This window comes from Micromonospora sp. M61 (assembly GCF_018070245.1).
GTDB lineage: Bacteria > Actinomycetota > Actinomycetes > Mycobacteriales > Micromonosporaceae > Micromonospora > Micromonospora zamorensis.
In genome coordinates this window covers 44,383-54,938 of sequence record NZ_JAGPYA010000048.1, presented here as the reverse complement: position 1 = coordinate 54,938, position 10,556 = coordinate 44,383, and the positions used below count along the sequence as shown (strand labels likewise).

8 protein-coding genes are annotated in these 10,556 nt (G+C 73.1%); 6 read left to right on the top strand and 2 right to left on the bottom strand.

The window, feature by feature from the left end; all coding sequences use genetic code 11:
• The first annotated feature begins 274 nt into the window (after window positions 1–274).
• On the top strand, window positions 275–973 hold the full coding sequence (locus KBX34_RS24360; RefSeq protein WP_210927110.1) for a DUF4232 domain-containing protein: 699 nt from the start codon (window positions 275–277) through the stop codon (window positions 971–973).
• A gap of 10 nt (window positions 974–983) precedes the next feature.
• Here KBX34_RS24360 and KBX34_RS24355 read toward each other — a convergent pair whose 3' ends face one another.
• Window positions 984–1,877, bottom strand: a complete 894-nt coding sequence (locus KBX34_RS24355) for an ABC transporter permease (RefSeq protein ID WP_210927108.1) — start codon at window positions 1,875–1,877, stop codon at window positions 984–986.
• Window positions 1,877–4,741, bottom strand: coding sequence for an alpha/beta fold hydrolase (locus tag KBX34_RS24350; protein WP_210927107.1), 2,865 nt, complete (start codon window positions 4,739–4,741; stop codon window positions 1,877–1,879). Before KBX34_RS24350 ends, KBX34_RS24355 begins: the two co-directional genes overlap by 1 nt.
• A 373-nt stretch (window positions 4,742–5,114) precedes the next feature.
• On the opposite strand from KBX34_RS24350, the gene KBX34_RS24345 reads away from it, so the two are divergent.
• Genes KBX34_RS24345 through KBX34_RS24325 form a run of 5 tightly spaced genes read left to right on the top strand, consistent with a single transcriptional unit; the run spans window position 5,115 to window position 10,532 of the window.
• Window positions 5,115–6,287 carry a hypothetical protein gene (locus KBX34_RS24345; protein ID WP_210927105.1) on the top strand — a complete coding sequence of 391 codons (1,173 nt, stop codon included), beginning with the start codon at window positions 5,115–5,117 and terminating at the stop codon, window positions 6,285–6,287.
• Complete coding sequence (locus tag KBX34_RS24340) at window positions 6,274–8,841, top strand: nitrate- and nitrite sensing domain-containing protein (RefSeq protein ID WP_210927103.1); 2,568 nt, start codon at window positions 6,274–6,276, stop codon at window positions 8,839–8,841. Before KBX34_RS24345 ends, KBX34_RS24340 begins: the two co-directional genes overlap by 14 nt.
• Window positions 8,838–9,311, top strand: coding sequence for a roadblock/LC7 domain-containing protein (locus KBX34_RS24335; RefSeq protein ID WP_088950435.1), 474 nt, complete (start codon window positions 8,838–8,840; stop codon window positions 9,309–9,311). The genes KBX34_RS24340 and KBX34_RS24335 overlap by 4 nt, the downstream gene beginning before the upstream one ends.
• The gene (locus KBX34_RS24330; protein ID WP_088950436.1) at window positions 9,308–9,793 is read left to right on the top strand and encodes a DUF742 domain-containing protein; all 486 of its coding nucleotides are present in this window, start codon (window positions 9,308–9,310) and stop codon (window positions 9,791–9,793) included. Before KBX34_RS24335 ends, KBX34_RS24330 begins: the two co-directional genes overlap by 4 nt.
• On the top strand, window positions 9,771–10,532 hold the full coding sequence (locus tag KBX34_RS24325) for an ATP/GTP-binding protein (protein ID WP_172862120.1): 762 nt from the start codon (window positions 9,771–9,773) through the stop codon (window positions 10,530–10,532). The genes KBX34_RS24330 and KBX34_RS24325 overlap by 23 nt, the downstream gene beginning before the upstream one ends.
• Window positions 10,533–10,556 lie beyond the last annotated feature (24 nt).

Genomic DNA, 10,556 nt, shown 5'->3' with positions numbered 1-10,556 from the left:
GACCACCTCAACGCCATCGCCGACCGACTCAACAACCGACCCCGCCGTATCCTCGGCTACAAGAAACCCAAAGAAGTCTTCGCCGAGCTGCTGACCAGCCAGATTGCTTCCACCGGCTGAGCACGGGCCCGGATTCAACGAAACCGAGTCGATCAAGCGCCCGCAGGTGGGCCGGGGATGGGCAGATGGGCCGGCTAGGCAGGGGTGGGCGGGGTGAGCAGCCGTGGGCAGGGGTGGGCAGCGGCGGGACGCCTCCGTGCGCGAGGATCGGTGGATGATCTCCCGGAAGATGGCAGCACGACGGGCCGGCCGGTCGCTCGCGGTGTTCGCGTCAGCGCTGGCGCTCGGCGCCTGCGTACCCGGCGATCATCGCGGCCAGTCCGGGGATCCCCCGAGCCCGCCGCCGGCCGCACCCGGTGTGTCGGCGAGCCCGTCCGCGAGCACCGACCCGCTGGCCGAGTGCCCGGCGTCCGGCGTCCGGATCCGGTCGACCGGGTCGGACGCCGCGATGGGGCTTCGCGCCCTCGGCCTGGAGCTGGTCAACTGCGGCGACCGCCCCTACCAGCTCAACGGCTACCCGGTGCTGCACGTCTACGACGAGCAGCGCGAGCCGATCATGCTGCGCGTGGTCAACGGCGCCAAGGAGATCACCTCGGGCTTCGACCAGCCGCCCCGGAAGGTCGCTCTCGCCCCCGACGAGCGGGCCACCGCCGTGGTGCTCTGGCGCAACCTGGTCACCGACTCGACAGTGGTGGCCACCAACGGAGAGTTCCTGACGGTGGCCCCCGCGGCCGGCCAACCGCCCCACGAGGTCGACCCGGACGGGCCGGTCGACCTGGGCAACACCGGCCGGATCGGCGTCAGCGCCTGGAAGAAGGCCGACCCGTCCGCGCCGGTGCCGTCCCGGCCGGCCCCGCCGCCGGCACCGAGCGCGGTGCCGTCGTCGGTGAGTCCACCCGACAGTCGGCTGTGACCCCGGCCCGTCAGCTGGTGATGTCCTTGCGGGTGAAGCGCCAGAACGCCAACCCCCAGAACAGCGTCGCGTAGCTGATCGCCGAGATGCAGCCGCGTACCACGTCGTCGGTCTGCACCGGGGTCGAGAGCAACCCCAGCCAGGCGGTGCTGAAGTGGGTGGGCAGGAAGTCGCGCACCGCGCCCAAGGCGGTGATCTGGTCCAGGATGCTGGACAGGATCCACAGCAGCACCGCACCACCCACCGCGCCCAACGCGGCGTCCGTGGTCACCGACAGCAGGAACGCCAGCCCGGCCACCACCAGGAGTACGACCGCCAGATAGCCGAGCACCGCCAGTAACCGGAGCAGCCCCTCGGTGGGTTCCAGCTCGGCGGCGACAGTGCTGCGCAGCGGCGACCAGCCGTAGCGCAGGGTCCCCGCCAGCAGCGCGGTGCCGGCCAGCAGGATCAGGGCCAGCCCCGAGTACGCGAGCGCGACCACCAGCTTCACCGTCAGCAACCTGGCCCGGGGCACCGGGATCGCCAGCAGGTAACGCAGGCTGCCCCAGCTCGCCTCACTGGCGACCGTGTCGCCGCAGAACAGCGCGACCACCACCACCAGCAGGAACGACGCCGAGACGAAGATCGAGAACAGGGTGAAGTTGAGGCCACCCGAGGTGGCCAGCTCGACCAGGCTGGAGAACTCGTTGCGACCGTTGTCGTCGTCGCCCGAGTCGAACTGGAAGGCGATCAGGATGATCAGCGGCAGCAGCACCATGAACCCGAGCGCCAGCTGGGTGCGCCGCCGGGACGCCTGCCGCCGGAACTCCGCCGCGAAGGGCATGGTGGCCGACGGCCGGTAACCGCGGGCCGCACCGGCCGGGTCGGTCACGCCCAGCGGTGTCTCGACGGAAGAGCCTGCCATCACCGGTCACCGCTTCCCCGAGAGTTCTCGCCCACCAGGGCGAGGAACGCGTCCTCCAGGCGCCGCCGGGGCACCACCCGGTCCACTCCGATGCCGGCGCGCACCAGCTCGGCCACCACCTCGCTGCGGGCCGTGCCGTTGGTGTCGACCACCAACTGGCCGTCGCTCTCCGGCAGGACCCGGACCCCGTGCAGCCGGTCCAGCACCGCGCGCGCCGCCACCGGGTCGGTGACGTCGAACAGCACGCTCGGCGACTCGCCCACGATCTCCTCCACCGGCCCGGACGCCACGATCCGGCCCTTGTTGACCACCACCGCGTGCGTGCAGGTCTGCTCCACCTCGGCCAGCAGGTGGCTGGAGACCAGCACCGCGCGCCCGTCCGTGGCGTAGCGCTGGAGCACCCGGCGCATCTCGGCGATCTGCGGCGGGTCGAGCCCGTCGGTCGGCTCGTCCAACACCAGCAGCTCGGGAAGACCGAGCATGGCCTGGGCGATGGCGAGGCGCTGACGCATCCCGTGGCTGTAGTTCTTGATCTTCCGGTGCACCGAGTCGCCCAGCCCTGCGATCTCCAGCGCCGCGTCGAACTGCGCGTCCTCCCACGGCCGTCCGGTGGCCCGCCAGTACGCCTTGAGGTTGTCCAGACCCGACAGGTGCGGCAGGAAGCCGGGGCCCTCCACCAGCGCGCCGATCCGGGACAGCACCGGCGAGCCGGGCACCAACCGGCGACCGAAGACGTAGATCTCCCCGGCGGTCGGCTGGGTCAGCCCCATCAGCACCCGCAGGGTGGTGGTCTTGCCGGCGCCGTTCGGCCCGAGCAGACCCACCACCTGACCCGGGTGCACCTCGAAGTCCACGTTCGACACCGCGACGAAGCCGTCCGCGTACTCCTTGCGCAGTGCGCGCACGGCCAGCGGGGTGTCCGCGTACTCCGGGTGCACCGAGCGGTCCTGGCGGCGGTGCCGGCGGCGGACCACGGCGACGACCACGACGAGCCCGACCGCGATGGCGGCGAGCAGGCCGGCGAGCACCCAGCGCCAGAGCGTCGCGGCGGTGGGGATCGGCTCGCCGCTGACCGTGGGCAGGGTGACAGCGCCGTCCACCGCCACCGTGTAGACGGTGGGCTGGGCGGGCGTGGTGTACGCCTGGTCGGAGGTGGCCACGACGAGGCGCAGCCGGTGGCCGGCCTCCACCCGTCGGACGATCCCGGGCAGCGTCACGGTGACCGGGCGGGCGTCCTGCACCTGCTGCGGCAGGCCGGTGAGCCGGATCGGGGCGACCAGCCCGTTCGGCAGGGTGGCCGCGCCGTCCGGGTCGACGTCGTAGAGCTTGACGAACAGCACCGCCTCGCCGGTGGGCGACGCGGCCCGCACGGTGACGGTCGGCGCACCGGCAACGTCCACCGCCTCGGTCAGCGGCGTCGACTCGAACCGGGCGTGCTGGCCGGGCACGTCACCGGCCACGCCGTCCAGCAGCGAGGCGAGCCCGCCGGCGAACGGGATCGAGGAGATCGCGGCCGGGTTGCCGTTGGGCGGGTTGGCGATCGGCTGGGCCGGGCCGGCGACCGGGATCTCCCGGCGGGCGTTGCCGGTCAGGCCCGGGTAGTCGGCGCGGCGGAAGCCGGTGGCGACGAGCCCCCTGTCGAGCGCGTCGAAGCCGGCGATCCGCGACCAGGTGAAGTCGTCGCCGGGTGCGTCGCCCTCGCCCTTGACGTAGTGGTCGAGCCACTGGACGGTAAGGAACTTCACCCGGTCTTCGTCCGAGCGGGGTCCACTGCCACCGTCGTGCCCGCCGGTGAACCAGGCGACCCGCACCGGGGTGCCGGCGGCGGCGATGCCGCGCGCGTTGGCGTCCGCCTCAGCGAGCGGGAAGAGGGTGTCCGCCTCACCCTGCACCAGCAGGGTGGGCGCCTTGATCCGGTCCAGGACACCCGCCGGGCTGGATCGGCGCAGCAGGTCCACGGCGGCCTGGTCGGCCTGACCGGTGGTGGCGATCCGCAGGTACGCGGCGCACACGTCGGCGGCGAACCGGCCGCAGGACGGGTCGGCGGCACCGGCCGGGGCGCCACCGGGACCGGTGCCCGGGCCAGCGCCCGGCCCGGGGCTGGGCGGACCGGCCGACTCCGGGGCTCCCTGCGGCTGGGCAGCGGTCGCACCGGACAGTCCGGCCGGCCCGGAACCCACGTTGCCGCCGCCACCGAAGAACAGACCGGCCCAGCCCTTCTTGAACACGCCCTCGGTCGGCGCTCCGCCGGTGCTCTCCGGCAGGAAGGCGCGCGACAGGTCGTTCCAGGTGATCATGGGGACGATCGCGTCGACCCGACTGTCCTGGGCGGCCAGCAGCAGTGCCAACCCGCCGCCGTACGAGCCGCCGACCACACCGACCTGCGGGTCACCGGCGGCGTTGGTGCGCACCTCCGGCCGAGCCGCCAACCAGTCCAGCAGCCGCTGGGCGTCGCGCACCTCGTGGTCCGGGCTGTCCAGGTGGATCTCACCGCCGCTGCGGCCGAAGCCCCGGGCCGTCCAGGTGAGCACCGCATAGCCGCGCCCGGCGAACTCCTCCGCGTCGGAGCGCACCGACTCCTTCGTGCCGCCGAACCCGTGTGCCAACAGCACCGCCGGCACCTTCCGCCCGGACGACGCGTCGTCGGGCAGGTAGAAGGTCGTGTCCAGGTCCACCGGCTGGTCGCCGGACGGTCCGGAGCGGACGGTGAGCATCGCGCTTTCGGTGCGTACGCCCGGCCCCTGCGGCCACACCGCCCAGGTCACGGCGGCGGCCAGCAGCACGACGACCGCCGCTGCGACGATCGCGCGACGGCGGGTGGGCAGGGCACGCCGGAACCACGCGGCCGGCGACGGCGATGTCATGCGGCACACGGTACGGCCCGCAGCCTGAGCGTTGGCTGAGATCCGCCGTACGTCCGTCCGGTTGCCCCGATCGGTGTCGAGATGGGTGCGAGCGCGCAACGTCGGACGCGGCACAGTGAGTTGACTTCGGATTCCGTGAATTCCGATCTTTGACGGATATCCACCTCGATCCCTCCATGTCACACCCATCGACGAAACAAAGTGGGCTGGAGGCGCGGACAAATGCTGACATTGCTCGAACTGACGCGAACCTGACTCGCCGACTGAGGTCTGACTGGTAGGCGGTTCGATTAGTTTTCCGGTCCGGTGCACGGGACTTTTCGGCTGACCCGAGACCGCGCCAATTCGCGCTTCCCCGCCGGAGGAGACACACATGACAGTCCCCGCGCCGCGGGCCCGTCGACGGCCGTCCACGCTGGGCCGACTGCTGCCGCTGCTGCTCGTCGGGGCACTACTGGCGCCCGTGGGTCTGCTCGTCACGTCTGCCTGGCAGCAGACCAGCGACGACCGGACCCTGGCCGCCCGCGAACGACTCGGCGTGCAGTACCTCGGTGCCCTGGCCGGGGTCACCGACGCCCTGGTCGAGGCCCAGTCGGCCGCGGTCAACGGTCGCCCCGTCGCCCGGGAGGCGTTGGACCAGGCGGTCGAGAAGGCCGCCGCCGTGGACGCCCGCATCGGCGTCGAGCTACTCAGCCAGGAGCGCTGGGCCGGGGTACGCGCCAAGCTGGAAGCACTGCGCGGCCGCAGCCCCGCCGACCCGGAGTCCGCCTACACCGCGTACGGCGAGGCTGCCGACCTGCTGCTGGCCCTGCACCGCAAGGTCCGGGAAAGCTCCGGACTCGTACGCGACCCCGCAGTGGACTCGTTCTTCCTTCAGGACAGCGTCGGCGAGGAGCTGCCCGAGGCGGTGGTGGCCGCCGGCCGGCTCGCCGACCTGGGCACTCTGATCTCCCGCCGCCCCGCCGCCGAGCAACCCCGTGGCCTGATGGAGCTGACCGGCCTGCGGGTGACCGCCCTGGCGCCGGCCAACGACGTCGTGGACAACCTGCGCTCCGCCGTGGACGGCTCGGAGAGCACCGATCTCGGCGCGAACGTGCTGACCCCGCTCGACACCTACCAGCGCTCGGTGGAGGCGCTGGCCGCGTTCTCCACCCCCGGCCGCGGAGGCGTGGACCAGGGTCAGTTGGCTGCCGCCGGGCTCAACACGCACCGCGCGGCGCGCCAACTTCAGCCGGTCATCCTCGCCGAACTGGACGCCCTGCTGGTCGAGCGCCTCGACGGGCTGGACCGGGACCGCTGGCTGACCATCGCCTCAGGGGTCGTCGCCGTGCTGTTGCTGGGCTGGCTCGCCGCACTGCTGATCGGTGCGGGTCGCCGGGCCCGACGCCGGGCCGCCCTGGCCACGACCCACACGGAAGCCCCCGACACCCCGTCCCGGGCAGACCCCTGGCAACCGGCCGCCTCCGAACCGCGAGAGCTGCAACCGACCGGCGCGCTCCGGGCCCCGGAGACCGCGCAGTGGGGGGCATTCGATGCTGCTCGGTAGGCTCCGCATCCGCGGCAAGCTCGCGCTGCTCGTGGTGATCCCACTGCTCAGCATGGTCGGCCTGGCCGTGCCCGTGATGCTCGACCGGGTGGCCGCGGCACAGCGGGCCGGCGACACCGCCGACCGGGTACGACTCGCCAGTCGCGTCGGCAGCCTGGTCCAGGACCTCCAGCAGGAACGCATCCTCTCCGTCGGTTTCCTGCTCGGCCGGGTCGACCGGAGTGAGCTGATCCGCAAGTCCGCCGACGTGGACGACCGGGTGGCCGACCTGCGGGCCGACGGGAGTGACGCGCTGACCGACCGCGTCGACCGTGCCCTGGACGGTGTGTCCAGCCTCAGCGACCTGCGCACGGCAGTGCTGGCCCGGGCCGCGAACCCCGGGCAGGTGATGAACGCGTTCGGCCCGGTCAACGTGGGCATGATCGACTCGCTGCGGCTGGCGTTCGGTGTGGACACCGAGACGCAGGCGGGCCGTCAGGTGCTCGCCCTCGACGGGCTGCTCCGCGCCGACGAGGGCCTGGGCGCCTGCGCCACCCTGAGCGTGCTCGTCAAGGTCATCGGCAGCCCGGACACCAGCGCCGCCTACGTGGCGTGCATCGCCGCGCTCCAGGTCGACAGTCGGCGCTTCCGCGCCCTGATCACGCCCGAGCAGCTCGCGGTGGCCCAGCTCAACGACGCGGCGGTGGCCGCGCGTACCAGCCCCGACTTCCTGGTCACCAGCGCCCGGGACCCGGCCGGCGCGGTCCGCGACGTGCCGATCGAGGCGCTCTTCCCGGCCGTCCGCACGATGATCCGACTCGGCCAGTTCGTCGAGAAGAAACTGGTCGCCGACGTGCTCACCGAGGTGACCGCCGAGCAGCGCCGGGCGCTGACCGCCGCGTACCTGGTCGGTGCCGCGACGGTGCTGATCCTGATGCTGGTGGTGATGCTCAGTGCGGCGGTCGCACGGACGGTGGCCCGACCGCTGACCCGCCTCACCCGCTCGGCCGACCGCGTCGCCCGGGTCGCCGAGGCCGAGCTGGTCCGGGTCACCGACGACGAGACGGAGAGCCCACAAGCGGTCCGGCTGGAGCCGGTGGACGTCCGGGCCAACGACGAGATCGGCGACCTGGCGCGGGCCTTCGACCGGGTGCAGACCACCGCCGCGCGGCTGGTCGAGCGGCAGGTCGCCGGCCGACGCAACGTGGCGCAGATGTTCGGTCACGTCGGGCGGCGCACCCAGAACCTGGTGGGCCGGCAGATCGCCCTCATCGACCGGCTGGAGCAGCAGGAGGCCGACCCGGGCCGACTGGAGCACCTGTACCGCCTCGACCACATCTCCAGCCGGCTGCGGCGCAACGCCGGCAGCCTGGTGGTGCTCTCCGGCGCGGCCGGGGCCGACGCGCACACCGCGCCGGTGCCGCTGGCCGACGTCGTCCGGTTGGCGCTGGGCGAGATCGAGGACTACACCCGGGTGGAGGTGCGGGTGCCGGCGGGCATCTCGGCCGCGCCGGCGGTGGTCGGTGACCTCATCCTGGCGCTGGCCGAGCTGATGGAGAACGCCACAGTCTTCTCCCCGCCGCACACCCGGGTGCTGGTTGCCGCCGAGGCGTCCGGCCTCGGCGCCCGGATCACCGTGGTGGACCACGGCATCGGCATGGGCGAGCAACGGCTGGCCGAGGAGAACGCCCGGCTCACCCGCCGGGAACGGCTCGACCTGGCACCGACCGAGGTGCTGGGCCTGTTCGTGGTGGGCCGGCTTGCCCGTCGCCACGGCTGGGAGGTGGGCCTGACCGCCACCGGCGGCGGTGGGGTGACCGCACACCTGGAGATCCCGTCGGCGTCACTGGTGCTGCGCCGCGCCGACCGGGCCGGGGCCGCCGTGGCCCGGGCCGCCGTGCCGGCACGGGACCGACGTACGGCCACCCCGGCGGTCGACGACCACGACACGCGGTCCCTCGCGGCGGCCGTCGCCGCGCCGGCCCGCTTCGACTCGGACCTGCTCAGCCGAGCCACCCGCAGCCTGGAGGCCGGCCCGTCCTGGAACGCGTTCGGCCCCGGCCAGACGGAGCAGGTCGCTCCCGCACCCCAGGCGCCGGAGCCGTCGGGCACGCCGGCCGGACCGCGGGTCCGGCAGCGGGTGCCCGGGGCCAGCCTGCACGCCACCGCCGCGCCGACCCGGCCGGTGGACGCCACTGCCGCGGACCCCGCCGCCGCCCGCGCCCTGGTCGAGGCGTTCCAGGCCGGGGTACGCCGGGCCGAGGCCGCATCCGGTGTCCGGTCGACCATGGCGGACCCGAGTGTGACCGTCGACCTGCCGAGCACACCGGGCGGCGCCGGCCCGACGGTGACGGACAACGCGGGACCGTCGGATGGCACACCGGGTCGGGGCCGGCTGAGCCGGCGGGTGCCGGGGGCGAACCTGACCGCCATCCCGGCCTGCCAGCCGCCCAGTACGCACCTCGGTGACCCGGCCGAGGTCCGAGATCAGATCAGCGAGTTCGAGGAGGGCGTCGCCCGCGCTCTCCGCGAAGTCAGCCCAGACCACCGGAACGAAGAGGGATCATCACGGTGACCAGCCCCTTCCTGCACGACAACGTCGACCAGAGCCCGACCGGCGCCATCGGGGACCTCAGCCCGGAGGCTCGCACGTTCAACTGGCTGCTGGACTCCTTCACCTCCAGCACCGCCGGGGTCCTGGAGGCGATCGCGGTCTCCTCGGACGGCCTGCTGATGGCCATGTCGGCGATCAAGGATCGGTCCAACGCCGAGCGGTTGGCCGCCGTGGTCTCCGGAATGACCAGCCTCGCCGGTGGGGCGGCCAGTTGGTACGCGCTCGGCGGCCTGAACCGGGTGATCGTCGACATGGCCGACGGCTATCTGCTGATCAGCGCGATCAGCAGCGGTTCCGTGCTCGGGGTCGTCGCGGACCGGTCGGCCAACCTGGGCACCGTCGCGTACGAGATGACGCTCTTCGCCGGGCGGGCCGGTGGCGCCCTGACCCCGCGGTTGATCGTCGAGTTGAAGAACGCCGTCCAACAATGACCCCCGAGGTCGCCGGCGAGGATCCGGACCCGGACCCCCGGGTCCGGATCCGCCCGTACCTGCGCGCGTTCTCCCCGACCGGGGAGAGCGTGGCGGCACCGGCGCTGCCCGAGCCGGAGGAGGGTGGCGGTGGGCCGGCCGGTCCCCGTCCATTCGTGCTCACCTCAGGGCGGGTGGCGGGTGCCGATCCGGCGATCGGGCTGGAGACGCAGGTGACGGTCCGCCCGGACAGCGGCTGGTGGAGCAGCCCTCCCGGGGTCCTGATGGCACCGGAGATCCAGGCGATCATCGCGCTCTGCGCCGAGCCGATCTCGGTGGCCGAGATCTCGGCCCGCACCCGGCTGCACTTCGGGGTGACGCGGGTCCTGGTCGGTGACCTCCGGGCGGCCGGGCACCTGGACGTGCACGTCACCGACACCGACGACGCTCTCGACCCCAACCTCATCCTGCGAGTGATTGATGGACTCCGTGCGATCTCCTGAATGGCCGGTCGCCCCGCTCGGCGGGGTCGCCGCGAACAGCGCCGCCGCCCGGTACGGCATGTCATCGGGCACCGGGCCGATCGTCGGGCGGGCCGGGCCGCCGTCGAGCGCTCCGCCGCCGCCGTACCAGCCTCCGTCCGCTACGCGGGCGTCATCGCCGCCGGTCGGAAGACCCGCCGCGCCGCCGGTCCCGGTCAAGATCCTGGTTGCCGGCGGCTTCGGGGTGGGCAAGACGACCACAGTGGGCGCGATCTCGGAGATCGCGCCCCTGACCACCGAGGCCGAGATGACCACCGCCGGGATCGGCGTGGACGATCCGGGCGCCCGGTCATCCAAGACCACCACCACGGTGGCCATGGACTTCGGCTGCGTGACCATCGACCGCAGCCTCAAGCTCTACCTGTTCGGCACGCCGGGGCAGTCCCGTTTCGGCTTCATGTGGGACGACCTCGCCCGGGGTGCGCTCGGCGCCCTGGTGGTGGTGGACAGCGCCCGGCTGGACGACTGCTTCCCTGCGATCGACTTCTTCGAGCGGGCCGGGTTGCCGTTCGTCGTCGGGGTCAACGCCTTCGACGGGCGGCTGGCCCTGGAACTCGGCGAGATCCGCTGGGCGCTGGCCATCGGCGACCACGTTCCCCTGGTGCAGTTCGACGCCCGGGACCGGCTCTCGGTGCGGGACGCCCTGCTGGTCGTCCTGGACCGTGCGCTGGACAGGGCTACGCGGGACCGGAGGGCCTGAGCTGACCGGCTCCGGCCGTGGCGG